The sequence below is a fragment of the Rhizobium sp. A22-96 genome, from assembly GCF_053521805.1.
Genome location: NZ_JBNWDQ010000008.1, coordinates 268,725 through 291,513, shown reverse-complemented (window position 1 = coordinate 291,513; position 22,789 = coordinate 268,725). Strand labels below are relative to the sequence as shown.

The 22,789-nt window shown below is 60.9% G+C and carries 24 protein-coding genes; 11 read left to right on the top strand and 13 right to left on the bottom strand.

Annotated elements, in window-relative coordinates:
• Positions 1 to 2 precede the first annotated feature (2 nt).
• On the top strand, positions 3 to 1,505 hold the full coding sequence (locus ACQZ6F_RS30880) for a sugar ABC transporter ATP-binding protein (RefSeq protein ID WP_449095000.1): 1,503 nt from the start codon (positions 3 to 5) through the stop codon (positions 1,503 to 1,505).
• A 10-nt stretch (positions 1,506 to 1,515) separates the two neighbouring features.
• Complete coding sequence (locus ACQZ6F_RS30875; protein ID WP_077470627.1) at positions 1,516 to 2,484, top strand: ABC transporter permease; 969 nt, start codon at positions 1,516 to 1,518, stop codon at positions 2,482 to 2,484.
• Between the two features lie 77 nt (positions 2,485 to 2,561).
• On the opposite strand, the gene gloA is transcribed toward ACQZ6F_RS30875, so the two are convergent.
• The gene (gene gloA / locus ACQZ6F_RS30870; RefSeq protein WP_068389524.1) at positions 2,562 to 2,975 is read right to left on the bottom strand and encodes a lactoylglutathione lyase; all 414 of its coding nucleotides are present in this window, start codon (positions 2,973 to 2,975) and stop codon (positions 2,562 to 2,564) included.
• Positions 2,976 to 3,137: 162 nt separating this feature from the next.
• Here gloA and ACQZ6F_RS30865 point away from each other — a divergent pair, with 162 nt between their 5' ends.
• From ACQZ6F_RS30865 to ACQZ6F_RS30850, 4 genes are read left to right on the top strand one after another with little or no spacing between them, the layout of a single operon-like run.
• Entirely contained in the window at positions 3,138 to 4,583 is a 1,446-nt protein-coding gene (locus ACQZ6F_RS30865; RefSeq protein ID WP_449094999.1) for an FAD-binding oxidoreductase, read from the top strand.
• Between the two features lie 3 nt (positions 4,584 to 4,586).
• Complete coding sequence (locus ACQZ6F_RS30860; RefSeq protein WP_068389517.1) at positions 4,587 to 5,306, top strand: FadR/GntR family transcriptional regulator; 720 nt, start codon at positions 4,587 to 4,589, stop codon at positions 5,304 to 5,306.
• A gap of 17 nt (positions 5,307 to 5,323) precedes the next feature.
• Complete coding sequence (locus ACQZ6F_RS30855) at positions 5,324 to 6,067, top strand: SDR family oxidoreductase (protein WP_449094998.1); 744 nt, start codon at positions 5,324 to 5,326, stop codon at positions 6,065 to 6,067.
• Between the two features lie 30 nt (positions 6,068 to 6,097).
• A complete protein-coding gene (locus tag ACQZ6F_RS30850; protein WP_449094997.1) occupies positions 6,098 to 6,943 on the top strand; it encodes a fumarylacetoacetate hydrolase family protein in 846 nt (281 codons plus the stop codon).
• A gap of 35 nt (positions 6,944 to 6,978) precedes the next feature.
• Here the strand turns inward: ACQZ6F_RS30850 and larB are convergent, their stop codons facing one another.
• The 4 genes from larB to ACQZ6F_RS30830 are packed head-to-tail and all read right to left on the bottom strand — an operon-like array spanning position 6,979 to position 10,718.
• Positions 6,979 to 7,644, bottom strand: coding sequence for a nickel pincer cofactor biosynthesis protein LarB (gene larB / locus ACQZ6F_RS30845; RefSeq protein ID WP_449094996.1), 666 nt, complete (start codon positions 7,642 to 7,644; stop codon positions 6,979 to 6,981).
• Positions 7,641 to 8,438, bottom strand: a complete 798-nt coding sequence (larE, locus tag ACQZ6F_RS30840; protein WP_449094995.1) for an ATP-dependent sacrificial sulfur transferase LarE — start codon at positions 8,436 to 8,438, stop codon at positions 7,641 to 7,643. The genes larB and larE overlap by 4 nt, the downstream gene beginning before the upstream one ends.
• The gene (gene larC / locus ACQZ6F_RS30835; protein ID WP_449094994.1) at positions 8,435 to 9,712 is read right to left on the bottom strand and encodes a nickel pincer cofactor biosynthesis protein LarC; all 1,278 of its coding nucleotides are present in this window, start codon (positions 9,710 to 9,712) and stop codon (positions 8,435 to 8,437) included. The genes larE and larC overlap by 4 nt, the downstream gene beginning before the upstream one ends.
• 13 nt (positions 9,713 to 9,725) lie before the next feature.
• Complete coding sequence (locus ACQZ6F_RS30830) at positions 9,726 to 10,718, bottom strand: NAD(P)-dependent oxidoreductase (RefSeq protein WP_449095068.1); 993 nt, start codon at positions 10,716 to 10,718, stop codon at positions 9,726 to 9,728.
• A 43-nt stretch (positions 10,719 to 10,761) separates the two neighbouring features.
• Between ACQZ6F_RS30830 and ACQZ6F_RS30825 the strand changes: the two genes are divergently transcribed.
• The gene (locus ACQZ6F_RS30825) at positions 10,762 to 11,508 is read left to right on the top strand and encodes a FadR/GntR family transcriptional regulator (protein ID WP_174075066.1); all 747 of its coding nucleotides are present in this window, start codon (positions 10,762 to 10,764) and stop codon (positions 11,506 to 11,508) included.
• Between the two features lie 4 nt (positions 11,509 to 11,512).
• Here ACQZ6F_RS30825 and ACQZ6F_RS30820 read toward each other — a convergent pair whose 3' ends face one another.
• The 6 genes from ACQZ6F_RS30820 to ACQZ6F_RS30795 form a co-directional block, all read right to left on the bottom strand.
• Positions 11,513 to 12,799 carry a lactate racemase domain-containing protein gene (locus tag ACQZ6F_RS30820; protein ID WP_449094993.1) on the bottom strand — a complete coding sequence of 429 codons (1,287 nt, stop codon included), beginning with the start codon at positions 12,797 to 12,799 and terminating at the stop codon, positions 11,513 to 11,515.
• Positions 12,796 to 13,530, bottom strand: coding sequence for an ABC transporter ATP-binding protein (locus tag ACQZ6F_RS30815; protein WP_449094992.1), 735 nt, complete (start codon positions 13,528 to 13,530; stop codon positions 12,796 to 12,798). Before ACQZ6F_RS30815 ends, ACQZ6F_RS30820 begins: the two co-directional genes overlap by 4 nt.
• Entirely contained in the window at positions 13,527 to 14,249 is a 723-nt protein-coding gene (locus ACQZ6F_RS30810) for an ABC transporter ATP-binding protein (protein ID WP_068389493.1), read from the bottom strand. The genes ACQZ6F_RS30815 and ACQZ6F_RS30810 overlap by 4 nt, the downstream gene beginning before the upstream one ends.
• The gene (locus ACQZ6F_RS30805) at positions 14,246 to 15,253 is read right to left on the bottom strand and encodes a branched-chain amino acid ABC transporter permease (RefSeq protein ID WP_449094991.1); all 1,008 of its coding nucleotides are present in this window, start codon (positions 15,251 to 15,253) and stop codon (positions 14,246 to 14,248) included. Before ACQZ6F_RS30805 ends, ACQZ6F_RS30810 begins: the two co-directional genes overlap by 4 nt.
• An 18-nt stretch (positions 15,254 to 15,271) precedes the next feature.
• The gene (locus tag ACQZ6F_RS30800) at positions 15,272 to 16,141 is read right to left on the bottom strand and encodes a branched-chain amino acid ABC transporter permease (RefSeq protein ID WP_077470616.1); all 870 of its coding nucleotides are present in this window, start codon (positions 16,139 to 16,141) and stop codon (positions 15,272 to 15,274) included.
• A 97-nt stretch (positions 16,142 to 16,238) separates the two neighbouring features.
• On the bottom strand, positions 16,239 to 17,450 hold the full coding sequence (locus ACQZ6F_RS30795) for an ABC transporter substrate-binding protein (RefSeq protein ID WP_068389485.1): 1,212 nt from the start codon (positions 17,448 to 17,450) through the stop codon (positions 16,239 to 16,241).
• 147 nt (positions 17,451 to 17,597) lie between these two features.
• Here ACQZ6F_RS30795 and ACQZ6F_RS30790 point away from each other — a divergent pair, with 147 nt between their 5' ends.
• From ACQZ6F_RS30790 to ACQZ6F_RS30780, 3 genes are read left to right on the top strand one after another with little or no spacing between them, the layout of a single operon-like run.
• Positions 17,598 to 18,584, top strand: a complete 987-nt coding sequence (locus tag ACQZ6F_RS30790) for an aldo/keto reductase (protein WP_449094990.1) — start codon at positions 17,598 to 17,600, stop codon at positions 18,582 to 18,584.
• 13 nt (positions 18,585 to 18,597) lie between these two features.
• Positions 18,598 to 19,473 carry an amidohydrolase family protein gene (locus ACQZ6F_RS30785; RefSeq protein WP_449094989.1) on the top strand — a complete coding sequence of 292 codons (876 nt, stop codon included), beginning with the start codon at positions 18,598 to 18,600 and terminating at the stop codon, positions 19,471 to 19,473.
• Complete coding sequence (locus ACQZ6F_RS30780; RefSeq protein ID WP_449094988.1) at positions 19,470 to 20,453, top strand: aldo/keto reductase; 984 nt, start codon at positions 19,470 to 19,472, stop codon at positions 20,451 to 20,453. The genes ACQZ6F_RS30785 and ACQZ6F_RS30780 overlap by 4 nt, the downstream gene beginning before the upstream one ends.
• 47 nt (positions 20,454 to 20,500) lie before the next feature.
• Here ACQZ6F_RS30780 and ACQZ6F_RS30775 read toward each other — a convergent pair whose 3' ends face one another.
• Positions 20,501 to 21,406 (bottom strand): LysR family transcriptional regulator, encoded by a 906-nt coding sequence (locus tag ACQZ6F_RS30775; protein WP_449094987.1) that lies wholly within the window; start codon positions 21,404 to 21,406, stop codon positions 20,501 to 20,503.
• 83 nt (positions 21,407 to 21,489) lie between these two features.
• On the opposite strand from ACQZ6F_RS30775, the gene ACQZ6F_RS30770 reads away from it, so the two are divergent.
• Positions 21,490 to 21,924 (top strand): PACE efflux transporter, encoded by a 435-nt coding sequence (locus ACQZ6F_RS30770; RefSeq protein ID WP_449094986.1) that lies wholly within the window; start codon positions 21,490 to 21,492, stop codon positions 21,922 to 21,924.
• Between the two features lie 111 nt (positions 21,925 to 22,035).
• On the opposite strand, the gene ACQZ6F_RS30765 is transcribed toward ACQZ6F_RS30770, so the two are convergent.
• Positions 22,036 to 22,743, bottom strand: a complete 708-nt coding sequence (locus ACQZ6F_RS30765) for an alpha/beta hydrolase (protein ID WP_449094985.1) — start codon at positions 22,741 to 22,743, stop codon at positions 22,036 to 22,038.
• Positions 22,744 to 22,789 lie beyond the last annotated feature (46 nt).

Genomic DNA, 22,789 nt, shown 5'->3' with positions numbered 1-22,789 from the left:
CCATGTTGTCAGCCAAAGAAATCGGTAAATCCTTCGCAGGCGTCCCCGCTCTCCGCAATGTCTCGATCGAGATCAGACCCAATGAAGTGGTCGGATTGATAGGCGAAAACGGCGCTGGCAAGTCGACGCTGATGCGCATCCTAGCGGGAACGCATCAGCCCGATGGCGGCACGCTGATGCTTGACGGCCAGCCGCTGAAGCTGCGCAATGCGCGCGACGGCGCGGTGCATGGCATCGGCATGGTCTTTCAGGAGCAGTCGCTGCTGCTCAATATCTCCGTGGCCGAAAACATCTATCTTGGCCAAGAGGACCAGTTCGTCCGCTTCGGCATCATGGACTGGAAGGGAATGCGGGCGGCTGCGCGGCGCCAGCTCGAGAAGATCGGCGTCGATATCGATGTGACGGCACGGACCTCGGAGTTGACATTCGCGGCGCGCCAGATGGTCGAACTCGCAAAGGCTCTGACGCTCGAGGAAACCGTGGCACGGCCGCTCGTGATCCTGCTCGACGAGCCGACATCCGTGCTCAGCGGCAGCGATATCGATGTGCTGTTCAAGCGTGTGCGGTCGCTCAAATCCCGCGCAAGCTTCGTCTTCGTCTCGCACCGGCTGGATGAGGTGCTGCGCATCTCCGACCGCGTCTATACGATGAAGGACGGGCAGGTGGTTGCCGAGCACAGGGCAGCCGATGTCACCGGGCCGGAATTGCATGAAATCATGGTCGGTCGCGGCCTTCAGGCAACCTATTACAAGGAAGACAAACAGCTGCCGCCGCGCAGCGAGATCGTCGTCGATGCCAGCCGGCTGGCGATCGACGGCGCATTTCACGATGTCGATCTGCAGATTCGCGCCGGCGAGATTGTCGGCATTGCCGGCGTGGTCGGTTCGGGCCGTGAAGAAGTGACCCGCACGATCGGTGGCTTCCTCACGCATACCGGCGGCACCTTGAAAATCAAAGGCGAGGCCGTGCATTTTCGCTCGCCGGAACAAGCCGTTCGCAAGAGCATTGGCTATATCCCGCGCGAAAGGCGTGTGGAGGGCCTGGTGATGTTTCTCTCCATCGCCGAGAACATCTCGCTTGCGGACCTTTCCTCCGTCATGCGCAGGGGGGCGATCGACTATGGCCGCGAACGCCGCCTCGCCACGGACTGGATCAAGCGGCTGCGCATCAAGGCTCCCGGGCCTGATATTGCCTGCCGCAAGCTATCCGGCGGCAATCAGCAAAAAGTGGTGCTGGCCCGCTGGATGACAGCCGGCTCCCGTATCCTCGTTCTCGACCATCCGACGCGCGGGCTCGATGTCGGTGCGAAGGAGGAAGTCTATGAGCTGGTTCGCGAATTGTCGTCGCAGGGCATCGCCATCCTGCTGATCTCCGACACACTGGAGGAGACGATCGGGCTTTCACATCGCGTGCTCGTCATGCGTGACGGCGCAGTGACAGCGCATTTCGATGCGGCGCCAGGTTACAAACCGGATCAGGTCGATCTTGTCCGGGCCATGGTTTGAGGAGAGCATCATGAAGAGCTTCAGAGACATCAAAACTCTCCTCGCAGCCGGCTGGATCCAAGGCGCGATACCGCCCGCATTGCTTGTTGTGCTGGTGCTCGCCATCGAGGTGGCGGCGCCAGGCTTCCTGACGGGCGATACGCTGATCCTGCTGCTGTCGAACACGGCCGTTCTGTTCATTCTGGCTGCCGGCGTCACCTTCGTCATCCTCATCGGCGGCATCGATCTCTCGATCCAGTCGGTCGCATCGCTGGCAAGCGTTATCCTCGCTCAGCTCCTGCCGCAGATCGGCATTCTCGCTTTCCCCGCTGCAATCCTCTCGGGCCTCGTCTTCGGCATCCTTAGCGGCTACGTCCATGTTCGCCTGAAAGTGCCGTCCTTCGTGGCGACGCTCGCGACCGGCGGCGTGGTGGCCGGCATTGCCCTTTGGGCGGCGGCTGGCCGGGCAATCACCATCGAGGAAGGCGGGCGCGAGAAAACCGCCTGGATCAATGGCACGTTCGCAGGCCTGCCGACCGTCATCTGGATCGCCGCCGTTATCGGCATCCTGGCCTATGTCGGCCTCAGATATACGCGCTTCGGCCGTCACAGCCTGGCGGTCGGCGCCGGCGAACCGGCAGCGATCGCGGCCGGGATCAATGTCGAGCGGACGAAGATCGTCGCATTCGCAATATCGGGAATGTTGGCCGCAATCGCCGGCATCATCCTTGGAGCACGTCTCTCAAGCGGCTCGCCCAATCTCGCCAACCAGCTGCTGCTGCCAGCCATCGCCGCCGTTATCGTCGGCGGCACGGCGATCACCGGTGGTCTCGGCGGTGTGGCACGCACCGCCGTCGGTGCGCTGATCATCTCCATCGTCCGCATCGGCATGACATTCGTCGGGATCAACATCTTTGCAGAGAATGTCGTCTTCGGCGCCGTTCTCATCCTCGCCGTTGCCATCACCATCGACCGCAGCAAGATTGCGATCATCAAATGACAGGGCGTTCGGGGGCGGCATTCGCGTATGAAAAAGGCCGCGTCGGTCGACGCGGCCTTCTAAAAAGTAAACGATCGTTACATCGTGTCGAGGCCGACCAACTCGATCTTGTAGCCATCGGGATCTTCGATGAAGGCGATATGCGTCGTGCCGTGCAGCATCGGGCCGGGGGGACGCGGGATCTTTGCCCCTTCCTTTTCGAGAGCAGCGCAGACGGCGTAGATATCGTTGACGCCAAGCGCAAGATGGCCGAAGCCCGTGCCGAGTTCGTAGGGCTCTTCACGACCCCAGTTGTAGGTCAGCTCGACGACCGTATCCGTCTCCTCCGGACCATAGCCGACGAAGGCGTTGGTGAACTTTCCGCCCGGATAGTCGTCCTTGCGCAGAAGCTTCATCCCAAGCAGTTCGGTGTAGAATTTGATCGACCTGTCGAGATCGAATACGCGGATCATGGTGTGCATCATTCTAAATTGGCCGGACGTGGCGGTCATAATACGGATCCTCCTGCAAGTTATCGTTTTCACATCGGTTTTCGGTGAAATGGGAGCAGCTGAACAGGCCCTCGCACTTGATGTTCAAAACCGATGTTGTATGATAACCATGCAAGCGACCTAGTTGTCCAGATGTTTTCGAACCTAACCCGGAGCAACCGAATGAATGCCCTTTCGCCCCATCAGGAAAGCGCGCTCGCAGCCCTTGCGGCAGTGATGCCGGCAGAGATGCTCCTGACGGATGCGGATGCCATGGGACGCTACAGCCGGGATTGGTCCGGCGATCACTACGGCCGGCCATTGGCGGTCGCGCGGCCGCGATCGACGGCAGAAGTAAGCCAGCTTATGAAGTGCTGCCACGAGCATCAGATCCACGTCGTGCCACAGGGCGGATTGACGGGGCTGGTCGGTGGAGCCGTGCCGAGCTATCCCGGCGGGGAAGTCGTTGTGTCGCTGGAGCGGATGAACAAGGTGCGTTCCGTCAATCCCATCGATTTTGCGATGGTTGTTGAGGCTGGCTGTATTCTTGAGGACGCCAAGCAGCATGCAGAGGCGGCGGATTGTATTCTCCCCATCACCTTCGGTGCGCAGGGTACTTGCCGGATCGGTGGTAACGTCTCCACCAATGCCGGCGGCTTCAACGTCCTGCGCTACGGCATGACGCGCGATCTCGTGCTCGGCCTGGAGGTCGTGCTTGCCGACGGTCGCATCTGGAATGGCCTGCGTACGTTGCGCAAGGACAATCGCGGCTATGACCTGAAGCAGCTCTTCATCGGCAGCGAAGGAACGCTCGGCATTGTGACGGCTGTTGCGCTCAAGGTTTTCCCGAAACCGGAACAGGTGGAGACGGCACTCGTCGGCCTCGAATCCGTTGAGGCGGCCATGCAGCTGTACGCGCGGGCGCGCCGCCAATGCAGCGATCTGCTCACCGCTTTCGAGCTCATTCTGCGTGGGGGTATCGAGATCGCCATCAATTCACGAGACGATCTCCCCGACCCATTGAGCGAGGCCTATCCCGTCTACGTTCTCATCGAAGCGTCGGCGGCCGGACGGGTCGATCTGAGGGCGTTGCTGGAAGGCTTTCTCGCGGATGCATCCGATCTCATTCTTGATGGCGTCATCGCCAGCAGCAAGGCGCAGAGCGACAAATTGTGGCTGCTGCGGGAGATGATGGTCGAGGCGCAGGGTCGTGGGGGACGCTACCTCAGGACGGATGTTTCGGTCTCGATATCGAGCCTGGCCGCCTTCGTTTCCGACACCCTCGACGCTCTCTCGAAAAAACACCCCGAAGCGATTGCCGTAACCTATGGCCATGTCGGAGACGGAAATATTCATCTGAACATCGTTCCGCCGGTGGGCATGCCGGCCGCCGAGTTCGACCACCTTTTCCATGCGACGGAAGAGGTGATTTTCGATGTCGTGGACAGGCATGGCGGCTCGATCAGCGCGGAGCATGGTATCGGCCGCGTCAAGCAGGCGGCATTCCTCAAACGCGCCGACCCCTTGACGCTGGAGCTTTCCAGCCGGATCAAGGATGCGTTCGATCCGAAGCATCTGTTAAGCGAGGGCCGGATACTGGCAAGCGTGGAAAGCGAAGTACGGGGGTAGGGAATGACGCTGAAGCTCGACAAGGTCAATCGAGGACCGCATCTCTCGACATTGGTCGCGAGTTCGATTTCGCGGGAGATCGCACAGGGGCGGCTGCGGCCCGGCGACCAGTTGCCGACAGAACAGCAACTGGCCCAGACATTCGGCGTCAGCCGCAATGTCGTCCGCGAAGCGATCGCGCGCCTTCGTTCCGAGGGCCGGATCTGGTCGCAGCAGGGCCGAGGCGCATTTGTTGCGGACGAGCCCAATGCTACGGTGCTGACGATCGATTTCGAGGCCCTGCAGCAGGCAAGCGCTTTCCAGTCGCTCTTCGAACTGCGCGGCATTCTCGAAGTCCAGGCGGCGGCTCTCGCCGCAAAGCGTCGCACAGGTGACGATCTTCTCGCCATGAAGGATGCTCTCGCAACGATGCGGGCAGCACCCTACGGAAGCGTGATGTGGCTGAAGACCGACCTCGAATTTCACAAGACGGTCGCCGCTGCCACTGACAATGCCTACATGGTTCAGTTTTTGATGTTCGTCTCGGAGAAGGTACGCGAGAGCATTCTCGCGTCAGGCAATCAACAGCGCTCCGAGGATCTCGCCGCCGTCACGCTCGGGGAGCACCAGCGTATTCTCGATGCCATCGAGGCCGGGGATGCGGACGAAGCTCAGGAAGCGATGCGTGCCCACCTCCACGGCGCGGCAAGCCGTGTTGGCCTTGCCGAAGAGCAATCCGAATAATCTGCTGAGGATCTGAAATGACAGGAAGACTTGAAGGAAAGACGGCCGTCGTCACGGCGGCCGGGCAAGGGATGGGGCGCGCCACCGTGCTGGCCTTTTTGCGGGAGGGAGCACGCGTCTGGGCAACGGACATCGACGCAGCAAAGCTGGACACGCTTCGCGACCATGCCGGCGTCACGGTGCGAAGGCTCGACGTTTTGAAGGCTGAGGAGATCAGGGATTTCGCGGCCGAAATCGATGCGCCCGATATTCTCTTCAACTGTGCCGGCTTCGTCCATAACGGTTCGATCCTCGACTGCGACGAGGATGCTTTCGATTTTTCCGTCAACCTGAATATCCGCGCCATGTACCGCATGATCCGCGCCTTCCTGCCCGGCATGATCGCCCGTGGTGGCGGATCGATCGTCAACATGGCATCGGTCGCGTCGACCGTTATCGCCGCGCCGAACCGTTTCATCTATGGGACCACCAAGGCCGCGGTCATCGGGCTGACGAAATCGGTCGCGCTCGATTATGTCGGTCAAGGCATCCGCGCCAACGCCATCTGCCCCGGCACGGTGGAAAGCCCCTCGCTGCAGGATCGCATGCGCGCGCTTGGCGACTATGATCAGGCCAGAGCCGGTTTTATCGCCCGCCAGCCGATGGGGAGGCTCGGAACGGCGGAAGAAGTCGCCGAACTCGTCGTTTACCTCGCCAGCAACGAGTCGGCCTTCATGACCGGCAACGCCGTCGTCATCGATGGCGGCTGGGCGAACGCTTAAAACACCAACTCAAGATAGCGGACAATCAATATGAAGCTTCTCCGATACGGCCAGCGCGGCCACGAAAAGCCCGGCATCCTCGACAAGAGCGGCAAGGTCAGGGACCTCAGCGGTCAGATCGACGATGTCGCTGGCGTCAATCTCACTGCGGCCGGCCTGGCAAAGATCGCCGCAATCGACGTCGAGAGCCTGCCCGTGGTTGCCGAACCCGGTCGCCTCGGCCCATGTGTCGCTCGAACAGGCAAGTTCATCTGCGTTGGCCTGAACTATGCCGACCATGCCGCCGAGACCGGTGCAGCTATTCCCGAAGAGCCGATCCTCTTCATGAAGGCGACGAGCGCCATCACCGGCCCGAACGACAACGTCATCATTCCGCGCAAGTCGAAAAAGACCGATTGGGAAGTCGAACTCGGCATCGTGATCGGCGATGAAGCCCGCTATGTCTCCGAGGCCGATGCCTTGAAGCACGTTGCCGGCTATTGCCTCATCAATGACGTGTCCGAGCGCGAATTCCAGGCCGAGCGCGGCGGCCAATGGACCAAGGGCAAATCGGCCGATAGTTTCGGACCGATCGGCCCCTGGGTGGTCACGCGCGACGAGATCGCCGATCCGCAGAACCTGAAGATGTGGCTCTCGGTTGACGGCATCATGCGCCAGAACGGCTCCACCAAGACCATGATCTTCGGCGTTGCCTTCCTCGTCCATTACATCTCGCAATTCATGAGCCTGCAGCCAGGCGATATCATCTCCACCGGCACCCCGCCCGGCGTCGGCCTCGGCATGAAGCCGCCGCTCTTCCTGACGGCAGGCCAGACGATCAAGCTCGGAATCGATGGGCTTGGCGAGCAGACGCAGCTGACGGTCGATGCAGCCTGATTGAATGAGGGGAGGCGGTGAAGCGCCTCCCACTTCTAATGTGTTGCCATAATGGAAAGCGTGCGCAGGGCAGCCGAGGCCGCGCCGTAACCGTTGTCGATATTGCAAACGGTCACCCCTGGAGCACAGCTTGCCAACATCGCATTGAGAGCCGTACGTCCACCTTCTGACGCCCCATAGCCGACGGAGGTCGGCACGGCGATCAGCACGCCGGGGACGAGCCCTCCGAGCACACTGGCAAGTGCTGCATCCATGCCGGCAACGGCTATGACGATCGGATGACGCCGGATTTCCTCGATCCTGTCCACGAGCCGCCAGAGGCCAGCCACGCCGACATCGGTGATGAGGCTCGCCTCGACGCCGGCGTGACGGAGCGTGCGCGCGGCCTCCCGCGCGACGCCGGCATCAGATGTACCGGCAGCGACGATCGCAACCTTGCCGGTGACGACGACCGGCCGCAGCGGCCCGAAGAAAGCTGTGCGGGAGAGGGGGCAATAGTCGATATCGGCGGCGAGTTCCGCCGGCAGGTTTGAGAACCTACTCGCATCAAGGCGCGTCAGCAGCAGACCGACCTTCCGCTCGCGTGCATCCGCGAGGATGGAAACGATCTGCCCGACGCTCTTGCCTTCGCTGAACACAGCCTCATCGAGCCCGATACGGGCCGAGCGGCCAAAATCGAAAACGACGTCGGAACCGCTCATTGCTTTGCTCCGACGAAAGCGCTGCCATTGCGATAGGCTTCGAAGCCGATCGGGCGGCCAGCAAGCGTTGTGGGCAACAATGCGACGATCGCTTTAGAGAGGTCTGACTGCCTGTCGGCTGTTACACGGTCGAGACTTTGCGGATCGAGTTCGATGACGACACCAGTCCGCCGCACGCGACAGCGTACCGTCTGGGGTGTCAGTGCGGCGCCGATCAGGCGCTCGATGGCATGGATTGCCTTCAGCGCCTCCGGGTCGATGGCAATCGTCGTCTCGATACGGCTGGAAAGACAAGGTGATGCTGGCAACTCAGCGAGCTCGCCAAGGCCGAGTTCGCGGGCGAGCGCGCGCACGCCCTGCTTGTCGATCCCCGCTTCCAGGTAGGGATGGCGGACTTGATGATTGCGGGCGGCATCGAGCCCGGGCCGATATTCCCCGAGATCGTCGGTATTGGCGCCGGACAAGACCTGCCGATCCGAAAGGCGGCTGATGGCGCCGTAGAGATTGCCCTTACAGAAGAAGCAACGATTGACGGGATTGCTGACGTAGTTCTCGTCGGCAAATTCACCGGCATCGAGTATGCGAAGATCCCAGCCCTCGCTCTTAGCAAAACCACGCACGCGCTCCGCTGCCTCCGGCGGCACTGCGGGCGAAAAGGCATGCATCATCGTCACCCGTTCTCTGCCGAGCAGCCGGTGGGCGATGACGGCAAGCGTCATGGAATCAACACCACCACTGACCGCGATAGCCAATGTTTCCAGCGAAGCGAGTATATTTTCCAGTCTCCGCCTCATTGCTCGTCCTCCAGGACGTTGGTCTCCGCTCGCCGGCGCAGCCGAGTGCGCGCGGCACTTCCCACAATGTCGGTGAGGTCATCGGCTTCCAGCTTGACGGAGCGGCCGGCTGGACGGTCGACGAGCTTGAGGCGAAGCGACCGTCCATCCAACTCGGTATTTCTCGCCTCGCGCTGCAGCACGCTTCGATCGGCTAGCGAATGCCGGATGCCGATCGTCGTCGTCTCATCGAAAACGGCGCTGATGATATCGTCGCGGGCGGCGGGATCGGTAAGGATCCGAAGATGGGTCATCATCCGGCCCTTCTTGCCGAACACGGGCATCTGCACGACATCGAGCACGCCCTTGCGAGCACGCAGATTATCGATCGCCTGCGCCAGGTCTTCGCCGGTCTGGTCGTCGATTTCGCATTCGAGAACGGCGACCTCATCCTGCATGATCGTTGTCTCGATCGTCTCGAAGGTGAGCACGCGGAGGCAGTTGCTCAGGCCCGGCAGGCGCTTCGTACCGAAACCATGGCCGGAGGCGGTTAACCTTCGAGGTCTGCGGACGGTGTCAGTGGGATCACAGAGATAGTGCAGGATGGCTGCGCCGGTCGGTGTCACACGTTCGCCGGCTATACCGTCGTCGATGGTCACGAACCCTTTCATGAGCAGGGCCGTCGCCGGGGCAGGCACGGGCAGCAGCCCATGGGCGCTGCGCACACGGCCCGAGCCGAGCGGCAACGCGCCCACCGTCCAGTTTACAGCATCGATCCGGGCGATCAGCCACGCCGCCGCAACGATGTCGGCAATGGAATCCCACGCACCGACCTCGTGAAAACGAACCTGCTCGGGATCGACGCCATGCACCTGCGCTTCCGCTTGAGCCAGACGAGAGAAGATACCGACCGCATGCTTCACGGTTTCCCGGTCGAGCCTTGAAGTCAGCAGAGCCTCGCGGATCAAATGCCAATCGGCGTGAGAGTGGTGATCCGAATGATCGTGATGATGATGTTCGTGGCCATGATGATGATGGTGACCGCCATCATGATGGTGTCCCTCATAGTCATCATCGAGCTCTGCGCGTCGGCCATCACAGCGAACGATGAAGCACCGGCCCGTGAGGATGCCATCATTATGATCCGACAGCTCGAACCCGACTTTATCGAGCAGCGGGCAGAGCGACAGGGCCTCCATCAGCCCTGCCGCGAGATCCGGCCTCACATCAAGAAGTGCCGCGACGAACATGTCACCGGCAATGCCTCCGACCGGATCGAGATGCACTTCGAGCATGTTAGATCCTCACCTATTCCGCTGGCCCGTTCGTTTCCGTCAGCGAAACGCCATTCAATGCGGCAACGACGTCGGATAAAGCGGGCACAAAGGATTCGCCCTTGCCGGCAGCCACTGCCGCCGCGAAACTGTTGCGGACGGCCGCCCCGACCGGATTGGCGGCCTGAACGGATTGCGCGAAGGAGGCGAGATAGCTCATATCCTTCAACGCATTGACCATCGCGAAACGCTGGGCGTTTTCGTTGCGGTTCAGAACGAACTCGAAAAAGGCCTGGTAGAAGCCGCAGTCCATGCGGCTGCCACGCAGCACGCTGTCGAAAACCTGTGGCGTAAGGCCAGCCTTGGCGGCAAGCATCAGCGCTTCCGAGTAGATCGCCGAATAGCCCATCGAAACGAAATTGTTGAGAAGCTTCATCGTGTGGGCGGTGCCGACACCGCCCGTCTGAACGATGCGGGCGGAAAAGGCTTCAAGAATTGGACGGGTGCGTGCGACGGCTTCCGGCGAGCCGCCGACCATCACATCGAGCGTTCCCTCGGCCGCCTCCTTCGGCGTGCGCGCAAGGGGTGCATCGACGAGGGTGATCCCCGATTGTGCAAGCTCTTCCGCAAGCTTGACCGTTATTGCGGGATTGGAGGTCGAGCAATCGATCAGGAGCAGCGGCTTTTCGGCGGCGCAAATCCCGTCCCGACCGGAGAGAAGTTGCTGAACCTGATCCGATCCGGTGACGCAGAGCACGATGACATCCGCTGCCTCGGCCAATTCCTTTGCCGTTGCAACCTCACTCGCACCGAGCGTCTTCAGTCGATCCACGGCTTCGCGTTTCCGGTATGCAAGCACGGTGACCGGCCACCCCTTGGCAAGCAGATTTGCTGCCATGCCGGAGCCCATTGCGCCGACGCCGATAAATCCGATTTTCTCTTTCATTCTTTGCTCCCGGTTAGTTTCAGTTGTACCGTCAGGCAGGCTTTTGCTTTTTCCATTCGTATGGGTTAGCAACGAGGACATCATTGGCCGGTCGCCAAACAGCGAGAATGGACGTCAAGACAGCATGAAGGACAGGGAAAACGCAGTTTTCACCACCATCCCGCAAACGCCTAATCTGCGCAGCGGGCTTGCAGACAGCCTGATCGTCCAAATTGAGTCCGGCGACCTGAAGCCCGGGCAGCGGCTGCCGACCGAACAGGCAATCATGGAGGCGACGGGGGTCAGCAGGACCATCGTGCGCGAAGCGCTCGCAACGCTGCGCGCCAAAGGCTTGATCACCACCCGGCAGGGGCTCGGCGCTTTCGTCTCCAACGACCCCATGCCGCGCTCCTTCTCCATCATTCCGAATGACCTGGAATCGATCGACGAAGTTCTCAGGGTTCTCGAACTGCGCCTGGGCATCGAACACGAAGCTGCCGGCCTGGCCGCATTGCGGCGCACGCCGGAGGATATTGTCCGCATGCAGGATCGGCTCGATGCGCTTGACCAGGCAATCGAAGAGGGTGGCTATGGTGCCGAAGAGGATTTTGCCTTCCATCGCACCATTCTGGTCGCGACGCAGAACTCCTATTACAGCCGGCTTTTCGATACGTTCGGCACCGCCATGGTGCCGCGCCAATGGGCACGCCTCGACAGAATGACCGCTTCCGAGCGACAGCGGCACGCCACGCGCATGCGCCGGGAGCACCACGCCATCTTCAACGCGATCCGGGACGGCAACGAAGCGGCAGCCCGCAAGGCGCTGCGCAATCATCTGTCGAAGAGCACGGCCCGCTTCGAAGAGCTCCGCGACGCCAATCTGCATCAGTGATTGCTCAGGCGGCAAAGCGAGGCACGACATAGGGTCCCTCCGGAATGATGGCGACGTGGGGATCGCCGCTTCTGGCAATGCTGCGCTCTATGGCACCGGTGAGATCGTCGATCATGTCCACGCCCGTCAGCCGGCGATCATCGGCGGTGAGGCCGGTCGTATAGAGCTCGACCTTGCCGAGCCGCATGGACTTCAGCTGCATCTCCGTCTGCCATTCGTCGATCTCGGCAAGGCTCTTGGCCATCAGCGTTGCAAGGAAGCGTTCGGGACCCAGTTCGACCAGTCTTGACTGCGCCTCACGAAACTCCTCCGAGCCGAAGCCTTCCGAGCATTGGGATGCAATGATCAGCGTGCCGCCGGGCTTTAGAATATCGAGCGGCGTCACCATGCCCTTGATCGTCTGATAGTAGGTCTTGTCGAGCGGATAGCCGGCAGAGGACGTGACGACCGTGGAGAACTTCCGGGGGAAGGGGATGCTTGTTGCTGCGCTGACAAAATCGACCGCCGCCTGATGGCTGGCGATGATCTCGCCGAAGGTGACACAAACAAGATCCCGCTCTTCGTCCAGAACGGTATTCAGCGCATAGACATTGCCCAGCATGCGGACGATCTCGAGCTGTTCCTCGTGCAGGGGATTGCCGACGAGGTTGCACTGGACGGCCAGCGGATCTTCCATGAAACGGGCAGAGTGAAAAGTACGGATGGTTTCGTGGTGAGCGACGCCGGGCGCGATCACCTTGCGACCGCCAGACCAACCGGCCATGAAATGCGGCTCGACAAGACCGGTCGCAATGCGCAGGTCGGCCTCCATGAAGAGCCGGTCGAGCTTTACTGGTGTATGGCGAGTTTTCGTGAAGCCGAGATCGATATGGGCAGCCTCGTCCCGGGCGTAGTGGTTCTCCACCCGCACATTCGCGAGCACCCAGGGGTCGTCGACAAGTTCGGCAAGTTCCTCGTCAAGGTTCGGTCGGTGCAGGCCGGTCGCGACAAGCACTGAGATTTTTTCTTTCGCAATGCCGGAGGCGATCATGGTTTCGATCATCGGGCGCAGGAACAGCCCGTTCGGCACGGGGCGCGTGATGTCGCAAATCAGGATGCAGGCGCTCGTCCTTCCCCTGGCCAGCTCCGCGAGCGGCGCTGAACCGATCGGGTGCTCCAGGGCCGAAACGATCGAAGCGCGGGGATCGTCAAGCTTCGGCAGTGCCTGTTTGCGGATCAGCGTCGGCTGCGCTGCGGCCGGAAGGGTAATATCGAGATGGCCGCGGCCGTAGGAAAGAGCGATTGCACTCATGGCGACACCTGCTCCGCAACGCCGCCGAGATAAAGCTCGCGCATGAGGGACATGTTCTTCAGCTCCTCGATGGGGCCTGAGGTTGCAATACGGCCATTCTGCATGAGATAGCCCCGAGTTGCGACGGATAGCGCCAGCCCGGCATTCTGCTCGACCAGTAGCACCGAAGCGCCAAAGCTCTTGCCGATATCGAGGATGATGGCCCGGATCTCCTTGACGAGCAGGGGCGAGAGGCCGAGCGACGGCTCATCGAGAAGCAGAACGCGCGGTCGTGCCATCAGGCCACGAGCGATAGCGAGCATCTGCTGCTGGCCACCGCTGAGCGAACCGCCCTTCTGTTGGCGCTTTGCCGCAAGGATGGGAAAAAAGCTCTCCATCGTCTTCACGTCGACTTCGACTGCATCGGCATCACGGCGCGCATAAGCGCCGAGGCTTAGATTTTCCTCCACCGTCATGTCGGCGAAGATGCGCCGTCCCTCCGGCACCAGCACCACGCCGCGCTTGGCCATGATATCCGGCGTGCGACCGGTCAGATCCTCGCCGGCGAACGTGACGCTTCCGGCGCGCGGCTTGACGAGGCCGACGATGGTGCGCAGCAGTGTCGATTTCCCCGCACCATTGGGGCCGAGGATGGTGATTACCTCGCCTTCGTCGAGCGTCAGCGAAACCTCGCGATTGACGACCGTTGCGCCATATCCCGTGGTGACATTCGATACAGTCAACAGGCTCACAGCGCGCCTCCCAGGTAGACTTCCAGGACTTTAGGATCCGCAAGCACGGCCTGCGTCGGCCCGTCCGCGATCTTCGAACCGAAGTCGAGGACCACGAGGCGCTTGCAGAGCATCTGCATAAGCTTCATGTCGTGATCGATGACGCAGACGCTGATGCCATGGCCAGGAAACTGTTTGACGAGACCGACCAGCGTCGCGGTTTCCTTGTCGTTGAGACCGGCTGCGGGTTCGTCGAGCAGGATGAGCGACGGACGTGTCGCCAGTGCAAGCGCAATGCCGAGAAGACGCAGGCTGCCGAAGGGCAGGACGCCGGCTCTTTCGTCTGCCAGCGCGGTGAGACCAACGAAGGCGAGCAGGGCGGCCGGGGTCGTCCATGGGTAGGGGCGACCGGTATTGCGGGCGTGTTCGCAGGCGATCTGAACATTTTCGTGCACGCTCAGTCCGGGAAAAGCCATCGCCTGCTGAAAGGTATAGCCGATGCCGGCGCCCGATATTTCGTGGGCGGCGAGGCTGGTAATATCGCGGCCGCGCCAGCTGACCTTGCCGTCCGTCGGCTTGTAGACGCCGGTGATGACGTTGAAGAGCGTGGTCTTGCCGGAGCCGTTCGGGCCGACGATCCCAAGGATCTCGCCCTCTTCGATCGAGATATCGACGCCGGAGAGCGCGGTCAGGCCGCCAAACTGCTTCTTCAGGCCCTTGATATCGAGAATAGCGTTCATCGGCCAACCTCCGAGGCATGATTGCCGCTCACGGCCTGCTTTCGCCCCGAGCCGCGAAGAAGTCGCTGCCAGCCGTCGATGAGGCCGGCAATCAGGCCGTTCGGCAGCAGCAGGATTACCGCGATCAGGCAGACGCCATAGAGAATGCGGGATTCGACCGGATCGAGGTTGAGTATCTCCGGCAGAAAGGAAACGAGAATGCCGCCGGCAATCGGCCCCAGCAGAAGTCTTGCCCCGCCGATCATGACCATGAGCGCCAAATAGATGCTCGGGAAGGAGGCAAACTGGGTGGGCGAAATATGCCGCAGGAAATAGGCAAGCAGGACGCCCGATACGCCCGCAAAGACGCCGCTGACGACGAAGGCGCCGATCTTGTGACGACCGATATTGATGCCGAGCGAAGCGGCGAGCTTTTCGTTCTCACGGATCGCGCGAAGTGTCCGGCCATAGCGCGAGTTTATGATGGCCCAACTTGCGACGGCGCTCAGCGTCACGAAAGCCAGCACGATGAAGTAGTAAGGCAGGAGATCGTCGGCGCGCGTGCCAAAGACATTGACCGGGAGCTGCAGGTCAAGGCCGGTTGCTGCCCCGGTATAATCACCGCCATTGGTCAAGACGATCGTCAACAGCTGCCCGAAGGCGAAGGTCATGATGACGAAGTGATGGCCGCTGACGCGCAGGGAGGGTATGCCGATGACGACGGCTGCGATCGCGGCGAAGATCCCACCGAGCGGAAGCGCCACCCAGAAGCCGATGCCGGCATCACGGGCAAGGATGGCCGCTGCGTAAGCCCCGACACCGACGAGCGCTGCATGCCCCATCGAGAGAATGCCGGTCTGCCCGAAAAGGACCGAAAGGCCATAAAGGGCAACGATGTTGATCCCGGCGGAAATGGCAAGCGACAGCATTCGGTTGCTGGGTCCGAGGACAGGCATCAGCGCCAGCAGGGCAAGTACGATCAGGGCCGGAATGAGGGAACGAAAGGGCGAAAGCGAATTGTTCATGATCTTGTCTTTCGTGCCTCAGGCCATCTTCGGGCCGCTCGTGCCGCCGAACAGACCGTTCGGGCGGAAGAGCAGCACCAGGATCATCAGGGCGAAGGAGTAGGCGTCGGTCCATTCGGAGAAGCCATAGCCGGCGCTGAACCCTTCGACGATGCCAAGGATGAGGCCGGCAACGACAGCGCCTGTCAGGTTTCCAAGACCGCCGATAAGCGCCACGGCAAAGCCCTTCATGACCATCGTTCCGCCGGTGAATGGCGTGATGGGGAAGAGCGCGATCAGCAGAGCGCCGCCGAGACCCGCAAGCGCACTGCCGAGAACGAAAACACCGGTGATATAGCGACGGACCGGAATGCCCATGAGCGCGGCCGTATCGCGATCATCGACGGCGGCGCGAAGCGCTCGGCCATAGCGGCTGCGGGTTACCATGGCGAAGGTCAGCGCGACCACCGCGATCGTAACGAAAATGACCATCAGGCGAACGGACGCGATGCGGACGCCCCCGACGTTCCAGATGCCCGCCAGCGGGCGCGGAATGCTTTTCTGGTTCGGGTCGTAGAAGAAGATGACGATGTGCTGCAGCACGACGATCAGGCCGAGCGAGACGATGAAGCCATTGGTCGGTCGCGTGAGCGTGAAGCGGAAGAGCCCGCGCTCGAGAACGAACCCCATGGCACCGACAGCGACGACGGCCAGCACAAGTGCGATGAAAAACCCGAGCCCTGCCTGCACCGCAAGCCACGTCACGATGCTGCCGACCATCAGGAATTCGCCATGCGCGAAATTGATGATGCCGGTCAGCCCGAAGATCAAGGTGACCCCAACGGCGATCAGCGTGATGACGCTTGCGATCGATAGACCGTTGAGGATTTGCTGAAAGAGAATGTCCACAGCTCTGTCTCGCTGTTGCGCAGGCCTTGCATGCCCGTCCGTTTCTGTGACGAAACTCCCGCCGGTGACCTCTCACCGGCGGGAGTGCATTGGCAGTTTACTCGGCAGGCGCCTCAGCGGGTGGCTGCTGCATGGCGCAGGAGATGTCGCCGCCAGGTGCCGCCGCGCAGACTTCCGTTGCGTGGGTCACCTGATGGCTCTTGTTGAAGGAAAGGTCGTCGGAAACCACACCCTTGTGATGGATCGTTTCCATAGCCGCGACCGTCTTATCCGGATCAAGCGAACCGGCCTTCTCCCAGGCTTCGGCCAGCATGTGGACGTAGTCGTAGTAGAGCAAGGAGACCGAAGAGGTTACACCCTGAGGCGCGCCGGCTGCGAAGTAGTTCTTGAAATAGGTCTTCGCGTTGGCGTTCGAGGATTCACCCCAGCAGATCGGCACGCAGCTCATGGCGACCGGAACATCGGCGCTGAGACCACGCTGCTTCCAGATGCCGGGATCGACACCGAACAGGAAGTAGCTCGGGGCGACGCCGAGTTCCAAAGCCTGCGGCAGAGCGGCAAGCGTCGAGTCGCCATTGTACCAGAAGTGCACCACATCCGGATTGAGGCTCTTGGCGCGCGTCAGGAACGGCGAGAAGTCGGTCGTGTCAGGCGGATAGGAGATGACTTCGGGCACTTCCTGGCCTTCGGCTTTCAAAGCCTTGACGTAGTAGGACGTCAGGAACTGTCCCGTCGCGTCGTTGCCGACGATGACGACGGATTTCTTCAACGGGTGGCCGACCAGTGGTGTCAGCAGGCTCAACACACCGCGGGCGGTCGAGCCGGAGCGCTGGAATTCCTGCGGCTCGGACTGGAAGAGATAATGATCCTCGCCGCCAGGCGCGACGGACTGTGGATTCAGGATTTTTGCAAGCGTGCTGTTGCCGGCGATCTGCAGCACTTTCGCAGGCTGCGTGATCTTGGTCATCGCAAGCGTGAAGTCATGCGTTTCAGAGCCGAAGATGGCCACGACCTTGTCGTCGCGCACCAGTTCCTGCGTTGCCGCGATCGCCGTCGAAATGTCCGTGCGGTCGTCGCGCTTCAGCAATTCGATCTTGTAGGTCTTGTCGCCGACCTTGACGCCGCCGGCGTCGTTGATCTCCTTCACCGCGAGCCCGACGCCTGCGGGCAACGTGTGGCCAGCCGAGACGAAAGCGCCCGATTCGGCGGCGACGACGCCGATCTTGATTGTGTCTTCCGCCAGCGCCAGATGCGCAGACGCGCCGAGGCCAAGCGCTAGAGAAATGCCTCCCAATATCGCTGATCGCACGATCCCGTCCTCCCAGTGTAGATTTTGCGTACTTACCGGGTTGTCGTACAACCCTGTTTTCTGATAATTGGATCGACTGTGAATGTCAAGCAAGTCCAACCGTACGAAAACCGGCGGTGCCGGCTATAGCAAACGAGGGAGTGAGAGATGCGAACGAGGGAATTCGGCCGGACCGGCCGCAAGGTGAGCGAAATCGGTTTCGGCGCATGGGCCATTGGCGCCGCCTGGGGTGAAGTCAATGACGAAGAGGCGCTGGCCGCGCTTCATGCAGCACTTGATACGGGTGTTACCTTCATCGATACGGCTGACGTTTATGGCGACGGCCATTCAGAGCGCCTGATCGCAAAGGTCATGCGGGAGCGGGGCGGCGAGCGTCCCTATATCGCAACAAAGGCGGGCCGACGCCTTCCCGCTCAATCGGTCGGAGGCTACAGCAGTGAAAATCTCAACGGTTGGATCGAGCGCAGCCTCAAGAACCTCGAGACGGATTGCCTCGATCTGGTGCAGCTGCATTGCCCGCCAACCGACCTCTACTATCACCCTGAAGTGTTCGAGCGCCTCGACCGCCTGGCAGAGCAAGGCAAGATCCGCAATTACGGCGTCAGCGTCGAGCGGATCGAGGAAGCTCTGAAGGCCATAGAATATCCCGGCGTCCTCAGCGTGCAGATCATCTTCAATGCCTTCCGCCAGCGCCCGATCGAACATTTCTTCAAGCAGGCCGAGGAAAAGAAGGTCGCGATCATCGCTCGCGTACCGCTCGCAAGCGGGCTGCTCTCCGGCAAGTTCAAGAAGGACAGCAAGTTCGAAGCCAACGATCATCGCCTGTTCAACCGCAATGGCGAGGCCTTCGATGTCGGTGAGACCTTCTCGGGCGTACCTTACGAGGTCGGCCTGGAAGCGGTGGAGAAGGTGCGGCCGCTGGTGTCGGGCGATACGACCATGGCGAAATTTGCCCTTCGCTGGATCCTGATGTTCGATGCCGTCACCGTTGCCATTCCCGGCGCCCGCAATCCCCAGCAGGCCAGTTCGAACGCCGAAGCCGCAAGCCTTCCGGCAATTTCCGAGGGCGCGATGCGGGAGATCAAGTCGATCTACGACACCTACATCAAGCAATATGTCCATCAGCGCTGGTAGGAGAATCTGATCCATGACAAGCCCAATCATCGATTCCCATCATCACTTCTGGGATCCCGCCAGCGGCGGCGATTATGGCTGGCTGAGCGGCCCCTTCGAGCCGCTCAACAGGATCTTCGAGCCGGCCGATCTCAGGCCAAGCCTTGAGAAGAACGGCATCACGGGGACGGTCCTCGTCCAGACATGGAACGATCTCGGCGAGACCTGGGACTTCATAAAAGCCGCGGACGAAACAGATTTCGTCGCCGGCGTCGTCGGCTGGGTCGATCTGACCGACGACAAGCTCGCCCAGACGCTCGCCGAACTGCAGGCATCCGCCTACGGCAAATGGCTCGTCGGCGTGCGGCATCTGATCCAGACGGAGAGCGATCCGCACTGGCTGCTGCGCCCTGATGTCAAGAAAGGCCTTGGTGCTGTTGCAGAGGCGGGCCTTGTCTACGATCTCGTGCCGAACCTGCCGCAACTGCCATCCTGCATCAGCACAGTCGAAGCATTTCCCGATACGCGCTTCGTGCTGGACCATATTTCCAAGCCGGAGATCCGCAACAACGGCTTTGAGGAATGGGCCGTTTTGATCCGTAAATTTCGCGGCCAGCGCGATCATGTCTGGTGCAAGCTGTCGGGTATGGTCACGGAAGCCAATTGGCAGACATGGACCGCCGATGATCTGAAACCCTATGTGCACGAAGTGCTTGAGGTCTTCGGAACCGATCGCTGCATGTTCGGCACTGACTGGCCAGTCTGCCTTGTCGCTGCAAGTTATGACAGGGTGGTCGAGGCCCTGCAGGAATGCATCAAGGATCTGACCGATGCCGAGAGAAGGAAGATCTTCGGGCTGAATGCCATCGAGGCCTACCGGCTGCCGGAATTCCAGGAGCCGAGCGCATGACCAGCGGTTCCTCGGTGAGCCGTATCGGCTTTGCCTCGCGCCTCGGTTTTGGCGCGAGCGGCATCGGCACGCTTTATCGTGATGTAACAGAAGCGCAGGCGGCCGACGTCCTCGATGAGGCCTATGAAGGCGGGATGCGTTACTTCGATACCGCGCCCCTCTATGGGCATGGCCTGAGCGAATTACGCCTCGGCCGTTTCCTTCGAACCATCGATCGCAAGACCGTCACGGTCTCCACCAAGGCCGGCCGCTATATGGTGCCGCCTTATGGAGAGACCGTCGACTATGGGCTCTGGGCGTCACCGCTCCGTCTGAAGCCGGTGTTCGACTATAGCTACGCCGGCACGATGCGGTCGCTGGAGCAATCGGCAAGCCGGCTCGGAATAGCCGACTTCGATCTGGTCTACATCCACGATGTAGACCGTTTCACGCATGGCGATGCCTATGAGCGGCGATTCAACGAAGCCATCGAGGGCTGCTACCGCGCACTCGACGACTTGCGCAAGGCCGGCCACATCAATGCCATCGGCGTTGGTGTCAACGAGAGCGATGTCGCGACACGGTTCATCAAGGCTTGCTCCCTTGATGCCGTCATGATGGCCGGCCGCTATACGCTTCTCGATCGCAGCGCCGAGGCGGATCTCTTGCCGGAAGCGCAAAAGCAGGGTGTGGAGATCGTGGCCGTCGGCGTCTTCAACTCCGGCATTCTGGCAACGGGCACCGGCAGCTCGGCGGCAACCTACGACTATGGCGCACCTCCGCCTGAGATCGTCGAAAGGGCAAAGAAGATCGAGGCAATCTGCAAGCGCCACAATGTTCCGTTGCAGGCGGCGGCGATCCAGTTTCCGTTCCGCAATCCCCTCGTCTCTGCGGCGGTGCTCGGCATGAGCCGCGTCGAGCGCATTAAGCAAAATCTGGCCTGGGCGAAAACGGCGATTCCCGAGAGCTTCTGGACGGAGCTGGACGAGGCGGTGGTTTAGAAGCCGCCAAATGCTTCTCGAGGTGGATGGCCGCAACGCCGTCCACCTCAGGGGTCGGGTATCGCTTTGCGATAGTCGATCCCACTTGCCGCAAACTGTTCGCGAAGCCACTTCACCGCCGGCCCGGCGGGCCGTTGCTTGTGCCAGACCAGTTCAAGCGGCACTGGATGCGTACCTTCGTCGAACTGGAGCAAAGGCGTCGCCAGTTTGGAAGCCAGGGGAGAGTTTTCCAGGATGTGTGCCGGGATCAGCGACCACCCGACACCCTGCTGCAAGATCTGCAGGATGACCCAATGGCTTTCGACCCACCAGACCTCGGCCGCAACCCGCAGGCGATGCTTTTCCGTGCCATCGCTTCGCTTGGTAACCATGATCTGGCGGTGACGCTTGAGCTCTTCCCAGGTAACGGGAGACTTTGCCAGCGGATGGTCGCGGCCACAGACCAGGATGAGGGGGACCCAGCCGATGGTGTGGAAACCCAACATCGGTGGAAGATCCTCTTCGCGCCACATGACACCGAGATCGGCCTTGCCGCCAAGAACCAGTCCGACGACATCCTTGGTCGCGGGAAATAATAGCTCCAGTTCGACATGGGGAAACCGATCGGCAAAGGCCGCAAACAGTGCCCCGGTTGAAGGTTCGGGGTAGAGTTCGTCGATCGCGACGACAAGCCTCGTCTCGACATGCTCTTCGAAGCTTCGCGCCACGCCGATCAGATGTTCGCGGCGGTCGAGAAGCAATTTGGCTTCCGGAAGCAGCCTTTTCCCCGCCTCGGTCAATGTCGGATTTCGTGTCGCCCTGCTGAAAAGCTTGATCCCGAGATCGTCCTCCAATGAGGAGACGAGCAGGCTTACCGCAGACTGCGCTTTGCGCAGATGTCGGGCGGCGGCCGAAAATGAACCTGCCTCCGCGGCGGTGACGAAAGCCTCCAATTGCTCCAGCGAAACCGTCATCTATCTATATCCCAGATAGTATCTAACTTTATCTAACGCCAATATCAGATAGAAGTACGGTCAACAACAACAGAGGAAGTGAAATGCGTAGCTTTAAGGACCGCGTCCGACACGCGGTCATGTTCGAACTCATCGGCCTGGCAATCTTTACACCTGGCGCCGCTTTGCTCTTCGACCAGCCCCTCGAGCATATGGGCATTGTCGGCATCATCTCCGCCACGGCGGCAACGGTGTGGAATTTCGTTTTCAACATTGGTTTCGACAGGGCCATGATGCACCTCAGAGGCAACGTGCAGAAGACCATACCCATTCGCATCGCCCACACCGCCCTGTTCGAGGCCGGTTTGATCGTGGTGCTCATTCCATTCATCGCCTGGTATCTCGGCATCAGCCTGATGACGGCACTCGCGATGGATATCGCAATCGTCGCGTTCTATCTGGTGTATGCCTTCTTCTTCAACATCGCCTATGACCGTGTTTTCCCCATCGGAATGCTGCCGACGCCGCAGGCATCGTGAAGAGCCTCGTTCGCGAATATCGCAATACTAATTCCCATTCTAATGCGCGGAATGCCCCGGTGCCTGATTTAGACGCCGGGGCATTTCCATTTAGTCTAGGAGAGATCGGCTTTAGCGAGTGCCGGCAGCCGCCTGCTTGATGAGATCAGCGACGACGCCCGGGTTGGAGACGTAGACGGCGTGGCTGCCGGGAGCCTCTTTCGTGGTGGCCTCGGCACGGCCGGCCATCGCACGCTGCGCTGCCGGCGGGATCATCTTGTCCTCGGTAACAACGAGATACCAGCTCGGCTTTACTCTCCAGGCCGGTTCGGAGACCTTGCCTTCGAGTGCTGCGATACCCCACGGCACCTGCGAGGCACCCATGAATGCGGCAAGCTCCGGCTCGACGTCTGCGGCGAAGGAGGCGGCAAACTTCGCCCGATCCAGGAACAGGAACCCGTCGACGGGAGGAACGATCGGCGGTACCGGATCGCCGGGCTGCGGGTTGGAGATGAGCGTGGCAACCGATTCACCACGGTCGGGGGCAAAGGCGGTGATATAGACCAGGCCGGCGACTTTCGGGTCGGTGCCGGTCTCGGTGATGACGGCACCGCCATAGGAATGACCGACGAGAATGACGTCACCCTCGGCAGCTGCGATGGCGCGCTTGGTGACGGCGACATCGTCGGCCAGGGACGTGGTGGGGTTCTGCACCACGATCACGTCATAGCCATCCTTCTTGAGGAGGTTGTGAACGCCTTCCCATCCAGATCCGTCGACGAAGCCGCCATGAACGAGAACGACCGACTTGACTGCTGCATTGCCAGAAACATTCGACATTTGAGTTCTCCTTTGAAGTTGTGTTTGACGTGGTGTTGTTTGACGC

Excerpts from the sequence above, each read along its gene's own strand:
- ACQZ6F_RS30825 (WP_174075066.1), top strand. The coding sequence starts at position 10,762 with ATGAAGGACAGGGAAAACGCAGTTTTCACCACCATCCCGCAAACGCCT.
- ACQZ6F_RS30775 (WP_449094987.1), bottom strand. The coding sequence starts at position 21,406 with ATGACGGTTTCGCTGGAGCAATTGGAGGCTTTCGTCACCGCCGCGGAG.
- ACQZ6F_RS30860 (WP_068389517.1), top strand. The coding sequence starts at position 4,587 with ATGACGCTGAAGCTCGACAAGGTCAATCGAGGACCGCATCTCTCGACA.
- ACQZ6F_RS30865 (WP_449094999.1), top strand. The coding sequence starts at position 3,138 with ATGAATGCCCTTTCGCCCCATCAGGAAAGCGCGCTCGCAGCCCTTGCG.
- ACQZ6F_RS30765 (WP_449094985.1), bottom strand. The coding sequence starts at position 22,743 with ATGTCGAATGTTTCTGGCAATGCAGCAGTCAAGTCGGTCGTTCTCGTT.
- ACQZ6F_RS30785 (WP_449094989.1), top strand. The coding sequence starts at position 18,598 with ATGACAAGCCCAATCATCGATTCCCATCATCACTTCTGGGATCCCGCC.
- larE (WP_449094995.1), bottom strand. The coding sequence starts at position 8,438 with ATGAGGCGGAGACTGGAAAATATACTCGCTTCGCTGGAAACATTGGCT.
- larB (WP_449094996.1), bottom strand. The coding sequence starts at position 7,644 with ATGAGCGGTTCCGACGTCGTTTTCGATTTTGGCCGCTCGGCCCGTATC.
- ACQZ6F_RS30830 (WP_449095068.1), bottom strand. The coding sequence starts at position 10,718 with ATGTCCTCGTTGCTAACCCATACGAATGGAAAAAGCAAAAGCCTGCCT.
- larC (WP_449094994.1), bottom strand. The coding sequence starts at position 9,712 with ATGCTCGAAGTGCATCTCGATCCGGTCGGAGGCATTGCCGGTGACATG.
- ACQZ6F_RS30780 (WP_449094988.1), top strand. The coding sequence starts at position 19,470 with ATGACCAGCGGTTCCTCGGTGAGCCGTATCGGCTTTGCCTCGCGCCTC.
- ACQZ6F_RS30805 (WP_449094991.1), bottom strand. The coding sequence starts at position 15,253 with ATGAACAATTCGCTTTCGCCCTTTCGTTCCCTCATTCCGGCCCTGATC.
- ACQZ6F_RS30770 (WP_449094986.1), top strand. The coding sequence starts at position 21,490 with ATGCGTAGCTTTAAGGACCGCGTCCGACACGCGGTCATGTTCGAACTC.
- gloA (WP_068389524.1), bottom strand. The coding sequence starts at position 2,975 with ATGACCGCCACGTCCGGCCAATTTAGAATGATGCACACCATGATCCGC.
- ACQZ6F_RS30875 (WP_077470627.1), top strand. The coding sequence starts at position 1,516 with ATGAAGAGCTTCAGAGACATCAAAACTCTCCTCGCAGCCGGCTGGATC.
- ACQZ6F_RS30850 (WP_449094997.1), top strand. The coding sequence starts at position 6,098 with ATGAAGCTTCTCCGATACGGCCAGCGCGGCCACGAAAAGCCCGGCATC.
- ACQZ6F_RS30810 (WP_068389493.1), bottom strand. The coding sequence starts at position 14,249 with ATGAACGCTATTCTCGATATCAAGGGCCTGAAGAAGCAGTTTGGCGGC.
- ACQZ6F_RS30855 (WP_449094998.1), top strand. The coding sequence starts at position 5,324 with ATGACAGGAAGACTTGAAGGAAAGACGGCCGTCGTCACGGCGGCCGGG.
- ACQZ6F_RS30820 (WP_449094993.1), bottom strand. The coding sequence starts at position 12,799 with ATGAGTGCAATCGCTCTTTCCTACGGCCGCGGCCATCTCGATATTACC.
- ACQZ6F_RS30790 (WP_449094990.1), top strand. The coding sequence starts at position 17,598 with ATGCGAACGAGGGAATTCGGCCGGACCGGCCGCAAGGTGAGCGAAATC.
- ACQZ6F_RS30880 (WP_449095000.1), top strand. The coding sequence starts at position 3 with ATGTTGTCAGCCAAAGAAATCGGTAAATCCTTCGCAGGCGTCCCCGCT.